Origin of the sequence: Eggerthella guodeyinii (assembly GCF_009834925.2) — a bacterium.
GTDB lineage: Bacteria > Actinomycetota > Coriobacteriia > Coriobacteriales > Eggerthellaceae > Eggerthella > Eggerthella guodeyinii.
The window spans coordinates 2,684,657-2,698,575 of record NZ_CP063310.1 but is presented as its reverse complement, the minus strand read 5'-3'; the positions used below and the strand labels follow the sequence as shown (position 1 = coordinate 2,698,575).

Sequence of the window (13,919 nt, the reverse complement as noted above, 5' to 3'; positions counted from 1 at the left end):
TACGGGACGCGGATAGGGCGCACGATCGTGATGCTGCTTTGCGGCGGCGACAAAGGCTCTCAAAAACGAGACATCGAAAAAGCGAAATGCCTTGCCGGGAGGGTTCGAAAGGAAAGGTCGGGATATGAAGAATCCCTTTAAGAGGCCGATGGAAGTATCGGAATTCCGCGTTGCCGATTACCTTGATTCCGAGGAGGCCATCGCGGAGTTCCTGACGGCCGCCCTCGAGGAAAACGATCCGGAGTTCTTCCAAAAGGCCCTCGGCGAGGTGGCGAAGGCTCGCGGCATGGCGCAGGTTGCCGAGCGTGCGGGGGTGGGGCGCGAGAGCCTGTACAAGTCGCTCTCGGCCGAAGGCAACCCCCGGTTCAGCACCATCGTCGACGTCCTCGACGCGCTCGGGTTCAAGCTCGTCGTCACGCCGGGGTCGTAGGAGCCGGGCCCTTCTCGGCGCGCAGGGCCTTCGGCAGCGGGATGGCGGCGCCGAGGGCCGCGGCCGCCAACATGACCACGATGCCCTTCACGGGGAAGCACAGGAACAGCAGCAGCACGGTCATGAGCGGCTGGCGCATGACGCCGCCCACGAGCGCGGCCGTGCAGGCGCACAGGCAGAACACGGGGTCGGCTCCGGTGAGCAGGGCCATGCCGTAGCCGATGGAGATGCCGGCGAAGATGACGGGGAAGAAGTGGCCGCCCCGCCAGCCGAAGCGGATGCACAAAGGCGTGATGAGCACCTTGCCGAAACCCGTGGCCAACAGCGCGAACGCGGTCATCGTGGTCCAGACCTCGCCGAGTTGCTCGGCCTGCGTCTCGCCGGCGAACATCGTGAACGGCAGCGCGATGCCCAGCAGCGCCAACGCGAGCCCGGCGATGAGCGCCTTGGTCACGGGGCGCTCGCCCATGCGGTCGGACAGGCGCCCGAACAGGCCGTCGAACGCGCAGAACAGCCAGCCGCCCGCCGCGCCCACGAGCGCGAGCGGCACGAGCCACAGCAGCTCGGTCGTCCCCACGTGGATGTCGGTGAAGCGGGGCAGCGACAGGCCGCCGCCGAACAGCGCGCCCAAGCCGAGGAACGCGCCGAGCGCGCCCGCGATGGCGCACAGGTACACGACGATCTTCGACGACTTCGGCAGCGTGATGGTGGTTTGCGCGCCCTCGCCCTCGTCGCCGTCGTCGTACAGCGGCGCGGCGAACCCGAACAGGGGAGCGGTGAAGATGGCCGACAGCGCCGCCATCGTGCCGACCGACGTGAGCTGCTGGAAGTCCGACCCGAAGCGCTTCATGCGGTCGCCCACCCACGTGCAGATGCCCGCGACCGCGCCGGTGAGCCCCGCCTCGGGGCCGACGGATCCGCCGAAGAACAGGGGCAGCAGCGCGGCGACGGACATGACCCCCAGCTTGTCGTAGTCGTAGCGGCCGTCGCGCTTCACCTTCGCCATCACCTGGTTCAAATCCTCGGGATAGGAGCCGAACCGCTTGGCGAACAGCCCGATCACCAGGCCGCCTGCCAGACAGGCGATCAGCGGGAAGAAGGGGCCGAAGTGCGCGGGCAGCCTCTCCCAGATGAACGTGATGCCGAGGTTCATGGCGAACAGCAGCAGCCACACGAACGCGCCGGCGATGGCGCCCGTGACGATCACCGACACGACGAACAGCGCGCGGTTCGCGAGCTTCGCTCCCTCCATGCGGCGCCCCTAGCGCGCGACGACGTCGCGGGCGGCGGGCAGCCCGTAGGCGCCCTCGGCCTGCTCGACCGCGCGAACGATGGCGCCCTGCATCGCCTCGGTGGCCAGGATGGCGAACACGTCGTAGTCGGCGTCGACCTCGCCCGACGCGAACGTGAACACGGTGTCGCCGTCGCCCGAGGTGTGCACGGGCTTGATGGCGCGCGCGTAGGCGTCGTGGACGGTCGAGGAGGCTTTCGTGGCCTGGGCCTTCGTCAGGCGCGCGTTCGTCAGCACGACGCCGATGGTCGTGTTGGCGCACGGGCCGGCGGCCGGATCGACCTCCCGGGCCGCAGCTGCGGCGGCCGCCTGCTGCGCGAGGACGCCGAACGCCTCGAGGGGGTCCATGACGCGCCCTTCGTCGTCGCGGCAGCCGGCGATCCAGGCGCCGTCCGCGTCGCGCACGTTGCCGAGAGCGTTCACCGCCACGATGGCGCAGGCCGCGAGCTCGCCCAGGCGCAGCCCGCAGACCCCGAGCCCCGCCTTCATGGCGCGCTCGCCGCCCAGCAGCTTGCCCACCGAGGCGCCGCAGCCGGCTCCCACGTTGCCTTCGGCAAGCGGCTCCGCCGCATCGCGCTCGAAGGCCGCCTGCGCCGCCGCGCGTCCCATGGCGGCGTCGGGATGCGCGTTCTGCCCCACGAGCAGGTCGAACAGGCACGCGCCCACCACGATGGGCACGCGGGCGCTCTCCACGGGGAAGCCGATGCCGCGGGCGGCCAGCTCCTCCATCGCGCCGGTTGCGGCGGCCAGCCCGAAGGCGCTGCCGCCCGACAGCACCACGCCGTGCACGGCTTCGATCATGTTCTCGGGCTTGAGCAGGTCGGTCTCGCGCGTCGCGGGGCCGCCGCCGCGCACATCGACGCCGCAGACGGCCCCTTCGGGCGCGATGACGACGGTGCAGCCGGTGCCCGTGCGGGCGTCCTCGGCGTGCGCGCAGCGAAACGCCGGCAGGTCGGCGAGCGAGGCGGGTTGCAGCATGATGGTCTCCCTTGCGTCGGATGGGGTCGTTCGTCCGGCCTATTGTACACCGCGCATCGCGCTGTGGGCGAACCGATGTCGGCTTGCAGGAGGAGGGTTACGGTGGTAGGGTGACTATCCCGCTCTCGCTACGCGCTCCCTCGAAGAAGGGAGTGAATCGCATGCCGGAATTCCTCAAGAAAGCGTCGTGCCGCGGACGTCGCCCGCTCCATCTCGCCTCGCGCCGCCAGATCCCCCGCCCCGACCTCATCGCGAAGCTGCTGCGCGAGCGGCACGTCGCGCGGTTCATCGTCGCGCCCGACGGGTTCGGCAAGACGGGCCTGGCGATGGAGTACGCCGACACCGTGTTCTCGTTCGAGCACGTGGTCTGGCTCGACGGCCGCAGCCCGTGCTTCCTGCGCGACCTCGACCGCGGCGTCATCGCCCGCACGCTGCTGGACGACGCCGCGCAGCCGTTCCTCGTCGTCATCGACGACGTGCCCCCGCTCGACCCGGAGCGCGCGCAGCTGCTGTCGGACGAGCTCGACCTGCTGCTCGACCGCGACTGCGAGGTGATGGTCACCTGCATGCCGTCGCGCGACGCCTTCGCGCGCCATCGCGACCGCATCAAGCTCGCAGCTGCCGACCTGCTGCTCGCCGATGCCGAGCTCGACCTGCTCCGCACGCCGGGGGAGCGCTCGGCCGATCCGGCGCAGGCGATTCCGCGCGCCTGCCGCGTCGCGGGCCTCGTGTGGGGCTCGGAGGAGGAGCGCGCGGGGTTCCTGGTCAGCGCGCTGCGCGAGGAGCTTCCCGCCGACCTGCTGCTGCCGCTGTTCGTGATGGCGGCGCTCGAGCGGGGGACGCTTGAGGACGTCGCGGCGTTCGGCCCGTTCGGCGCCGATCAGGAGGGGCTGCTCGCCGAGCAGTACCCCTACCTCGGCATCGAATCCCGGCGCGGGCGGTTCGAGGCCGCGCCGTTCGAGGCGGATGCGCTCGCGGACGCCTTCGCGCGCAAGCTGGGCGCGCTGGCCGACCGGTCGCTGTTCCCCGATGCGAGCACGCTCGTCGTGCGCCTGGGCGATGCGCTCGTGGCGCGCGGCGCGCACGAGCGCGCCTGCGACCTCGTGCGGCTGCTGGCGGCGCGCGGCCCGCGCGCGACCTGGCTTGCGACGCACGGCCGCGCGCTGTTCGACGCCGCGTGCCTCGTGCCGGCGTGCGAGGTTCATCGGTCCCTGTCGGGGGAGACGGCGGGGAAGGGCGCGGTGCTCAACGCCCACGAGGCGGTTCGCCGCGCGTTCTTGGGGGATCGCGCGGCGGCCTGCGCGGCCGCGCGCAAGGCGGTGCGCGACAAGGGGGCCGCCCCCGCCGCGCGGATGGCGGGCGCGCTCGTGCTCGCGCAGTGCGCGGAATCCGACGAGCGGCGGCGGGCCGACAAGCTCGCGACGGCGCTGCTGGCGGCGGCGGGCGTCACGCACGTCGCCGACGCGCATCGCGCGGCCGGATGCGCGAAGGCGGTGGAAGAGCAGGGGTGGCTGGCCTCGGGGTGCGTGCACGCGCAGCTCAGGCGGGCGAGCTGTCCCGAAGCCGCGCACGTGTGGCTCGACTGGTACGACCGCGGTGCGCGCGGGGGCTTCCTCAAGCAGTCAGCCGCCGAGGTGCTGCGCCAGGCGACGGTCGCGGGGCCCGAGGACGCCCGGTCGTCCGAGCTCGACCGCCTCGGCGCCCTCGTGCGCAAGCGGGTGTCTCAGGCGAGCCGCGGCGCGCTCGGCCTCGGCGACGCCCTGGCCGGCATCGCCTACGAACGCGCCTGCGAGCAGGGCGTGCTCACCATCCCGGCCCTCGACGCCCAGGCGTCGCTCGCCGTCCGGCGGATGGAGATGACCCTGTTCTCCCAGCGCGCCGCCTGCGAGCGTCTCGAGCGGGAGCGTCTCGAGCGCGAGCGCGTCTTCGTCGCCACCCATCCCGACGCGTACCGCGACGAGGGCCGCGGGAAGCGCCTGTCGAAGCTGCCGAGCGCCGCGCCCGTGCTCACCGTCAACCTGTTCGGCGGCCTCGACGTGCTCATGGGCGACGAGCGCGTGGACCCCTCGCGCTTCAGCCGCCAGAAAGTGAAGACGCTGCTCGCCCTGCTCGTGCTTCACAACGGCCGCGAGTTCTCGCGCGACAAGCTGGTGGGACTCTTGTGGCCCGACGGCGAGCTCATGCCCGGGCGCAAGAACTTCTACGGCATCTGGGCCATGCTGCGCCGCGCCCTGTCCACGCCCTCGGGCGACTGCCCCTACCTCATCCGCCAGCAGCAGGGGCTGCGCCTCGACGCGAGCCTGCTGGCCAGCGACGTGGCCCAGCTTGAGGACGTGTGCCGCACGCTGTTGTTCGAGCGCCCGGGCTACGGCGGTTGGGCTCAAGTGTACTCGCAGGTGAACGACCGGTTCTCCGACGATCTGCTGCCCAGCGAGAACGGCAACGACGCCATCACCTCCCTGCGCGTGGACTACCGCAACCGCCTCGTGGACGCGCTCGTGGCGGCCTCGACGCGCCTCGTGGCGGCGGGCGAGGTGCAGGAGGGGCTCTGGTTCGCCCGCGCCGCGCTCCAGCGCGACCGCTCGCGCGAGGATGCCTACACCTGCCTCATGCACGCCCAGCTGGCGTCGGGCCAGCGCACGGCCGCCCTCGACACCTACTTCTCCTGCCGCCGCTTCCTGGCCGACGAGCTCGGCATCGACCCCTCGGTCGAAACGGTGCGCCTCTACCGCGGCATCATCGAAACCGAAACGGACTTCGAGTAAACGAACGATGGACGGAATCGAGATGGTAGGGCGATAACGTTGCGGAAAAGGTATAGTATGGATATAATAACTATATCATTAGGTACCATATTGACGTTCGGGTATGATCCAGTGAAAAGCGCGGCGAACCTGGAAAAGCACGGCATCGACTTCGATGAGGCGCAGCTGCTTTGGGAGGGTGTCTATCTCAAAGCTCCCGCTCGCAAGAAAGACGAGCGACGGTACGCGGTGGTCGGCGTGCTGCGCGGCGTGCATTGGACGGCGATCGCGACCGATCGGGACGGCCGCATCCGCATCATCTCGGTCAGGCGCGCGACGGAGCAGGAGAGGATTCGCTATGAACAACGAAAAAATAACCTCTGAGAATCTCGAGGAGCTGTTCGACGAGGGTCGGGACGTTACCGAGTTCTTCGATTTCGACTCCGGTGCCGTCGTCGAAGGGAGAACGGAGACGAAGCGCGTCAACGTCGACATGCCGCTGTGGATGGTGGAGGCGCTCGACAAGGAGGCGAAGCGGGTGGGCATCGGGCGGCAGGCGGTCATCAAGATGTGGCTCGCCGAGCGCCTCGACGAGGAGGCGCGCCGCACCGCCTGAGCGCGCCGCGCGACGGGCCGGCGGCGCGCGGGCGCGTTTCCGGCCCGTCGCCTCGTGCACAAACCCCTTGCGTGCCCTGTGAATTTCCTTTGAGGTCAGGCACGATATGCTAGAGTAGCAAGTGCTGTATTCGAGTGAATAAGCGCGCATCGCCGCGCTGCAAGCCACGAAAAGGATGGCGCATACATGGCAGGATTTCTTTCCAAGCTCCTCACGCTTGGCGAGGGCAAGCAGCTCAAGACCTACGAAGCCACCGCAAGCAAGATCAACAGCCTCGAACCCGAGATGCAGGCACGCTCCGACGAGGAGCTGCGCGCCCTCACCGCCGCGTTCCGCGAGCGCGCCGCGGGCGGCGAGGACCTCAAGAGCCTCTTGCCCGAAGCCTTCGCCGCCGTGCGCGAGGCCTCGGTGCGCACGCTGGGCTTGCGTCACTTCGACGTCCAGCTCATCGGCGGCATGGCCTTGAACGACGGGCAGATCGCCGAGATGAAGACCGGCGAGGGCAAGACGCTCGTCTCCACGCTGGCCGGCTACCTGAACGCGCTGCCCGGGCACAACGTGCACGTGGTCACCGTCAACGACTACCTGGCGAAGCGCGACAGCGAGTGGATGGGCCAGGTGTACCGGTTCCTCGGCATGGACGTGGGCCTCATCCAGAACGGCATGCGCCCCGACAAGAAGATCCCCGCGTACAAGGCCGACGTCACGTACGGCACGAACTCGGAGTTCGGCTTCGACTACCTGCGCGACAACATGGTGACGCGCGCCGAGTCCCGCGTGCAGCGCGGCCACCACTTCGCCATCGTCGACGAGGTGGACTCCATCCTCATCGACGAGGCCCGCACGCCGCTCATCATCTCGGGCGCGGGCACGCAGGCGGCCGAGACGTACAACAAGTTCGCCCGCGTCATGGTGGGCCTCACGCCCGAGCTCGACTTCGACATGGACGAGGCGAAGAAGACCATCAACGCCACCGAGAGCGGCCTGGAGAAGATCGAGGCCATGCTCGGCATCGACGACATCTACGCCGACCCGTCCGGCCAGCTGCCGAACCACCTGCAGCAGGCTTTGAAGGCGCAGTTCCTGTTCCACCGCGACGTGGACTACGTCGTGGTGAACGGCGAGGTGAAGATCGTCGACGAGTTCACCGGCCGCATCATGGAAGGCCGCCGCTACTCCGAGGGCCTGCACCAGGCGCTCGAGGCGAAAGAGCGCGTGCTCGTGCGCGAGGAGAACCAGACGCTGGCCACCATCACGCTGCAGAACTACTTCCGCCTGTACGAGAAGCTCTCCGGCATGACCGGCACGGCCATGACCGAGGACGCCGAGTTCCGCGAGATCTACAAGCTGCCGGTCGTGGCCATCCCGCCGAACCGCCCGGTGGCGCGCAAGGACGAGGACGATCTCATCTACCGCACGGTGGAGGCGAAGTTCAACGCCGTGGCCGACGACGTGGCCGAGCGCAACCGTGCCGGCCAGCCCTGCCTCATCGGCACGGTGTCCATCGAGAGCTCCGAGAAGCTGTCGCGTTTGCTCGACAAGCGCGGCATCAAGCACGAGACCCTCAACGCGAAGAACCACGAGCGCGAGGCGCACATCATCGCGCAGGCCGGCCGCGTGGGCGCCGTCACCATCGCCACGAACATGGCGGGCCGCGGCACCGACATCCTCTTGGGCGGCAACCCCGACGTGCTGGCCGACGACGTGCTGCGCGAGCGCGGGTTCGACCCCGAGCTGCAGGAGGGCGACGAGGTGGAGGAGGGCCATGCGCCCGCTCCCTCCGCGGCCGATCGCGCCTCGGCGCTCGCCGAGGCGAAGCGCGTGTGCGGCGAGGAGCACGACCAGGTCATCGACGCCGGCGGCCTCACGGTCATCGGCACCGAGCGCCACGAGTCGCGCCGTATCGACAACCAGTTGCGCGGCCGCGCCGGCCGCCAGGGCGACCCCGGCGTGACGCAGTTCTACCTGTCGCTCGAAGACGACCTCATGCGCCTGTTCGGCGGCAACCGCATGGACTCCATCGCCCGCATGATGGAGAAGACCGACATGCCTGAGGACATGCCCATCCAGGCCGGCATGGTGTCGAAGGCCATCGAAGGCGCCCAGCGCCAGGTGGAGAGCATGCACTTCGCCGCCCGTAAGAACGTCCTCGAGTACGACGACGTCATGAACCTGCAGCGCGTCGCCATCTACAGCGAGCGCAACGCCATCCTCGACGGCAAGGACATGGACGAGCGCATCCCCGAGATCGTCAACGACGCGGTGGAGGCCGTCGTCGAGGAGAACTGCCCGGCCAAGGTGCCGAGCGACGACTGGGACGCCAAGGCCGTGGAGCTGTGGGCCGCGAACATGACGGGCCGCGACGACTTCAGCGTGGCCGAGGTCGATCACGACGACGACCCTGCGGTGCTGTCCGAAGCGCTGGAGGAGTATCTGGAGAACGTGTTCGCCGAAAAGTCCGAACAGCTGGGCGAACCGGTGATGAAGATGCTGGAAGGCCAGGTCATGCTGCGCATGATCGACACGCGCTGGATGGCCCACCTCCAGGAGATGGACTACCTCAAGGCCGGCATCGGTCTGCGCGCGTTCGGCCAGCGCGACCCGCTCGTCGAGTATAAGAACGAGGCCTACAACGCGTTCCAGAGCCTGACCGCGGGCATGTACGAGGACTACCTGCGCACGCTCTTGCGCCTGCAGGTGGCCGTGAAGCAGGAGCAGCCGGCGCTGGTCGAGGAGAAGAGCCCGCTCGACGGCAAGGTGAGCTACTCGTCTCCCGAGCAGGCGCTCGAGCAGACGGGCGTCGGCGCCGCGCGCAAGCAGGCGGCCGCGTCGGCGGCGTCGCCGAGCGGCGCCCCGGCGGCCCCGCCCAAGCCGGCGGCCGCGAAGCCCCAGACGTACACGAAGGACAAGGACGATCCCTTCGCCAACGTGGGACGCAACGACCCGTGCCCCTGCGGCTCGGGCCTCAAGTACAAGAAGTGCCACGGACGAGATCAATAAGGAATCATGGCTGACAGAGACGAAAAAGACTTGGAGCAGGTAGCGCAGCGCGTCGAGGCGGCGCACGGCTACCTGCACATCGAAGAGCGCGCGGTCGAGCTGGCGAAGCTCGACGAGGAGATCGCGCGTCCCGGCTTCTGGGACGACGCGACGCACGCGCAGAGCGTGTCGAAGCAGGCCAGCGTGCTGCGCGACACCATCGCCGAGTACCAGGAGGCGGCCGCGCTGCTCGAGGACGCGCGCGCCGCGTTCGACCTCGCGTCCGAGGACGAGCTGTTCGCCGAGGAGGCCTCCGCAGCCCTCGACAAGCTCGACGGGCTGCTCGACGCGCTCGAGATCAACTCGTGGTTCTCGGAGCGCTTCGACGGCGGCGACGCCATCCTCACGGTGCATCCCGGCTCCGGCGGCCTCGAGGCCCAGGACTGGACCGACATGCTCTACCGCATGTACGTGCGCTACGCCGAGAAGAAGGACTGGAAGGTCACCGTGCTCGACGTGGTGCCCGGCGAGGGCATCGGGCTGGACAAGGCCACCATCCAGATCGAGGGCCGCAACGCCTTCGGCATGCTCAAGAGCGAGAACGGCGTGCACCGCCTCGTGCGCATCAGCCCCACCGACGACAAGAAGCGCCGCCATACCACGTTCGCGGGCGTGGAGGTGCTGCCGGTGCTGCCCGACGACATCGAGGTGGACCTCAACCCCGCCGACGTGCGCGTGGACGTGTACCGTTCGAGCGGCCCCGGCGGCCAGTGCGTCAACACCACCGACTCGGCCGTGCGCCTCACGCACATCCCCACGAACATCGTGGTGACGTGCCAGAACGAGAAATCCCAGCTGCAGAACAAGGAAGCGGCGTTCCGCGTGCTCAAGGCGAAGCTCTACGAGCGCGAGGAGCAGAAGCGCCAGGAAGAGCTGGCCGAGCTGCGCGGCGACCGCATGGACAACACGTTCGGCAGCCAGATCCGCAACTACGTGCTGTACCCCTACCAGATGGTGAAGGACGTACGCAGCGGCATCGAGACCGGCAACGTCGACGCCGTGCTGGGCGGGGAGTTGGACGAGTTCGTGATCGGCTACCACCGTTGGCGAGTGTCGCAATGACGACCGCTTGAGGCGGCGCATCTTGCCTTTCAGAACCCGAGGGCTTTCGCACGCGGCCCACCAGGCCGCTTAGCTCAAGCCCTCGGAACCTTCAAGGCAATCTGCACCACCTCAAGCGGCCTGCGGTTCACTGTATTGAAAGGGCGAAAGGAAACAGCATGACCGAACTTGAACGGCGGGCGAACGAGATGCGCTCCGACATCGTGCGCATGATCGCGGAAGCGGGCAGTGGGCATCCGGGCGGATCGCTGTCGAGCGCCGACATCCTCGCGGCGCTCTACTTCGGCGGCGTGCTCGAGCACGATCCCGCGCGTCCCGACTGGGACGAGCGCGACCGCTTCATCCTGGCGAAGGGCCATGCGGCTCCGGCGCTGTACGCGGTGCTCGCGAGCGCGGGGTACTTCCCGCGCGAGGAGCTGCTCACGCTGCGCAAGCTGGGCACGCGCCTGCAGGGCCACCCCGACTCGAGCCTCGTGCCCGGCGTCGAGGTGTCCACGGGCTCGCTCGGCCAGGGGCTGTCCGTCGCGGCGGGCGCCGCGGCCGGCCTCAAGCTTGACGGCAAGGAGCAGACCGTGTTCGCCCTGCTCGGCGACGGCGAATGCCAGGAGGGCCAGGTGTGGGAGGCCGCCATGTTCGCGGCGCACCGGGGCCTCGACAACCTCGTGGCCGTCGTGGACCGCAACTGCCTGCAGATCGACGGCAACACGGCCGACGTGTGCGACCCGGGCGACCTCGTGGCGAAGTTCCAGGCCTTCGGCTGGGAGGCGGGCGAGGTGGACGGCCACGACATCCCCGCGCTCGTGGAGGCGCTCGCGGCGGCGAAAGCGGCCCGCGACGGCAGGCCCCACGTGCTGATCGCGCGCACGGTGAAGGGCAAGGGCGTGTCGTTCATGGAGAATCAGGCGGGTTGGCACGGCAAGGCGCCGAACGCCGAGCAGACGAAGACCGCGCTGGCCGAGCTGGCGGCGCTGAGCGGAGAGGAGCCCAGCCGTGGTTAAGCTGGCAAACGAAACGGAGTCCCAGGTCAAGCGCGCCACGCGCGCCGCGTACGGCGTCACGCTGGCCGAGCTGGCGAACGAGGGCCTGCCCGTGGTGGCCGTGGACGCCGATCTGACGGGCTCCACCACCACGAAGAAGCTCGCCGACGCGGGCTTCGCCGACCGCCTGTTCAACTGCGGCATCGCCGAGCAGAACATGGTGGACGTGGCCGCCGGCCTCGCCGCGACCGGCCACATCGCCTACACCGGCTCGTTCGCCGTGTTCGGCACGGGCCGCGCCTACGACCAGATCCGCAACACCGTGTGCTACAGCAACCTCGACGTGAAGGTGGCCCCCACGCACGCCGGCATCTCCGTCGGCCCCGACGGCGGCAGCCACCAGATGCTCGAGGACGTCTCGCTCATGCGCGGGCTCCCGAACATGCGCGTGCTCGTGCCGGCCGACTACGCCGCCGCCCGCGCCGCCATCCGCCTCGCGGCGAGCACGCCGGGCCCCGTGTACGTGCGCATGGGCCGCGCGTCGGTGCCGGCCGTCTACGCCGACGGGGTGGAGCTTGAGCTCGGGCGCGCCTACGTGCTGCGCGAGGGCGCGGACGCCACCATCGTCGCCTGCGGCGTCGAGGTGGAGCAGGCGCTCAAGGCCGCCGAGGCGCTGGCCGCCGAGGGCATCGAGGCGGAGGTCATCGACGCGTTCAGCGTGAAGCCGCTCGACGAGGACACCGTCCTCGCGTCGGTGGGGAAGACGGGCCGCGCGGTGGTCGCCGAGGAGCACAGCGTGTACGGCGGCCTCGGGTCGGCCGTGGCCGAGGCGCTCGCGCGCACGAATCCGGCCCCGGTCGAGTTCGTGGGCATGCGCGATCAGTTCGGCAAATCGGGCGAGTTCGAGGAGCTGCTGGACTACTTCAACCTGGGGTCGAGGGCGATTGTCGAAGCTGTGAAGAAGGTCATGGCCCGATAGTGCTTCTGTTAGAATCTATCCGTCTCAGTACCCTACTATTCGAACGGAGCACTCTGTGACGAACGACATCAGCCAAGGGGTTCCTGCGCGTCCCGTGCGACGCAGCGGCGCCCACGCGGCGCCCGCGCGGCAGACCGCGTCGCAGCTTTCTGCGTCGCTGCCGGTGCTGGAAGTCGATGACATTCCCCAGCAAACAGGCACGCCGGTCATCACGTTTGACCACGTGACCAAGGTATATCCCGCCCAGCCCAACAAGCCGGCGCTCAACGACATATCGCTGCAGATCTACGCGGGCGAGTTCATCTTCCTCGTGGGCCATTCCGGTTCCGGCAAGTCCACGTTCATCCGCATGCTCATCCGCGAGGTGAAGCCCTCGCAGGGCCACATCTACGTCGCCGACGAGGACCTGACCACCATGCGCAACTGGCGCGTGCCCTACCTGCGCCGCAACATCGGCTGCGTGTTCCAGGACTTCAAGCTCCTGCCGAACAAGACCGTGTTCGAGAACGTCGCGTTCGCGCTCGAGGTCATCGGCAAGAGCCGCCACGTCATCAAGACGCAGGTGCCCGAGGTGCTGCGCCTCGTCGGCCTGCAGGACAAGCTCAACAAGCGCCCCGACCAGCTGTCCGGCGGCGAGCAGCAGCGCGTGTCCATCGCGCGCGCCATCGTGAACCGCCCGCCGCTGCTCGTGTGCGACGAGCCCACCGGCAACCTCGACCCGCAGACGTCCCGCGGCATCATGGACCTGCTCGAGCGCATCAACCGCACGGGCACCACGGTGCTCGTCGCGACGCACGACCGCGAGATGGTGGACAACATGCGCCGGCGCGTCATCGCGCTCGACCGCGGACACCTCACCCGCGACCAGGATCGGGGGGTGTACGGTTTCGATGTCTAGTTTCTTCTACTTTATCAAGGAGTCCGCCAAGGGCTTCACGCGCAACCTGTCGACGGCGTTGGGGTCCATCGTGACCATCTTCCTGTCGCTGCTCATCATCGGCGTGTTCCTCGTCGGCGGCTTCGTCATCGAGAAGCTCGTGTCGTCGGTGGAGAACGAGGTGTCCATCACGGCCTACGTGGCCGACGACGCCTCCGACGCCGACATCCAGACGGTCGAGAACTTCATCGAGGGGCTCGACGGCGTGGCGTCGGTGGGCTTCACGAGCAAGGAGCAGGCGCTCGAGAAGTTCCGCGAGACGTCGACGTCCGACATCATCGACACGCTCGACGGCCAGAACCCGTTGCCGCGCTCGATCGACGTGGAGCTGTCCGACCCGCAGCTGGTGGAGCAGGTGGCGTCCGCGATCCGCGGCAACACCACGTACCAGCAGATCATCGGGTACGATACGGTCGAGCAGTCGCTCAAGTACGGCCAGCAGACGGTCGATCGCCTGTTCACGCTCACGAACTACGTGCGCTACATCGGCATCGCGCTCGTGGCGCTGCTCATCTTCATCGCGATGGTGTTCATCAACAACACCATCCGCCTGGCCATCCTGGCGCGCCGCAAGGAGATCGCCATCATGCGCCTCGTGGGCGCGTCGAACGGCTTCATCCGCGGGCCCTTCCTCATGGAAGGCGCGCTGCACGCCATCATCGGCTCGCTTTTGGCGGTGGGCTGCCTGGAACTCGTGCGCACGCTCGCGCTGCCGAAGCTGCAGAGCGCGCTCATGTTCCTCAACTTCGACCTGAGCCTGAACACCTTCCTGTTCATCTATGCCGTGCTCATCGGCGCGGGCCTGTTCATCGGCCTGCTCGGCTCGGCGTTCGCCATGCGCCGCTACCTCAAGGTCTAACGTGTTG

12 protein-coding genes are annotated in these 13,919 nt (G+C 68.8%); 10 read left to right on the top strand and 2 right to left on the bottom strand.

Translation table 11 applies throughout. The annotated features are described in order from the left end of the window. Window positions 1-124: 124 nt before the first annotated feature. The gene (locus GS424_RS11410) at window positions 125-430 is read left to right on the top strand and encodes an addiction module antidote protein (RefSeq protein WP_160943329.1); all 306 of its coding nucleotides are present in this window, start codon (window positions 125-127) and stop codon (window positions 428-430) included. Here GS424_RS11410 and GS424_RS11405 read toward each other — a convergent pair. Then, window positions 414-1,682 (bottom strand): chloride channel protein, encoded by a 1,269-nt coding sequence (locus GS424_RS11405; protein ID WP_160943330.1) that lies wholly within the window; start codon window positions 1,680-1,682, stop codon window positions 414-416. The two genes, GS424_RS11410 and GS424_RS11405, sit on opposite strands and share 17 nt — an antisense overlap. Window positions 1,683-1,691: 9 nt before the next feature. Further along, window positions 1,692-2,699 carry a P1 family peptidase gene (locus GS424_RS11400; RefSeq protein ID WP_160943331.1) on the bottom strand — a complete coding sequence of 336 codons (1,008 nt, stop codon included), beginning with the start codon at window positions 2,697-2,699 and terminating at the stop codon, window positions 1,692-1,694. 161 nt (window positions 2,700-2,860) lie between these two features. On the opposite strand from GS424_RS11400, the gene GS424_RS11395 reads away from it, so the two are divergent. From GS424_RS11395 to ftsX, 9 genes are all read left to right on the top strand, one after another. After that, entirely contained in the window at window positions 2,861-5,464 is a 2,604-nt protein-coding gene (locus GS424_RS11395; protein WP_160943332.1) for an AfsR/SARP family transcriptional regulator, read from the top strand. A gap of 90 nt (window positions 5,465-5,554) precedes the next feature. Beyond that, on the top strand, window positions 5,555-5,827 hold the full coding sequence (locus GS424_RS11390) for a BrnT family toxin (protein ID WP_244977523.1): 273 nt from the start codon (window positions 5,555-5,557) through the stop codon (window positions 5,825-5,827). Then, window positions 5,802-6,059, top strand: coding sequence for a type II toxin-antitoxin system BrnA family antitoxin (gene brnA, locus GS424_RS11385; protein WP_160943334.1), 258 nt, complete (start codon window positions 5,802-5,804; stop codon window positions 6,057-6,059). The genes GS424_RS11390 and brnA overlap by 26 nt, the downstream gene beginning before the upstream one ends. A 186-nt stretch (window positions 6,060-6,245) precedes the next feature. Further along, the gene (gene secA / locus GS424_RS11380) at window positions 6,246-9,059 is read left to right on the top strand and encodes a preprotein translocase subunit SecA (protein ID WP_160943335.1); all 2,814 of its coding nucleotides are present in this window, start codon (window positions 6,246-6,248) and stop codon (window positions 9,057-9,059) included. 6 nt (window positions 9,060-9,065) lie between these two features. Continuing rightward, window positions 9,066-10,160: a peptide chain release factor 2 gene (prfB, locus tag GS424_RS11375; protein WP_160943336.1), complete on the top strand. Its 1,095-nt coding sequence runs from the start codon at window positions 9,066-9,068 to the stop codon at window positions 10,158-10,160. A gap of 158 nt (window positions 10,161-10,318) precedes the next feature. Beyond that, the gene (locus tag GS424_RS11370) at window positions 10,319-11,158 is read left to right on the top strand and encodes a transketolase (RefSeq protein ID WP_160943337.1); all 840 of its coding nucleotides are present in this window, start codon (window positions 10,319-10,321) and stop codon (window positions 11,156-11,158) included. After that, complete coding sequence (locus tag GS424_RS11365) at window positions 11,151-12,116, top strand: transketolase family protein (protein ID WP_160943338.1); 966 nt, start codon at window positions 11,151-11,153, stop codon at window positions 12,114-12,116. Before GS424_RS11370 ends, GS424_RS11365 begins: the two co-directional genes overlap by 8 nt. Window positions 12,117-12,171: 55 nt before the next feature. Further along, complete coding sequence (ftsE, locus tag GS424_RS11360; RefSeq protein ID WP_160943339.1) at window positions 12,172-13,014, top strand: cell division ATP-binding protein FtsE; 843 nt, start codon at window positions 12,172-12,174, stop codon at window positions 13,012-13,014. Then, a complete protein-coding gene (gene ftsX, locus GS424_RS11355) occupies window positions 13,007-13,912 on the top strand; it encodes a permease-like cell division protein FtsX (protein WP_160943340.1) in 906 nt (301 codons plus the stop codon). Before ftsE ends, ftsX begins: the two co-directional genes overlap by 8 nt. Window positions 13,913-13,919 lie beyond the last annotated feature (7 nt).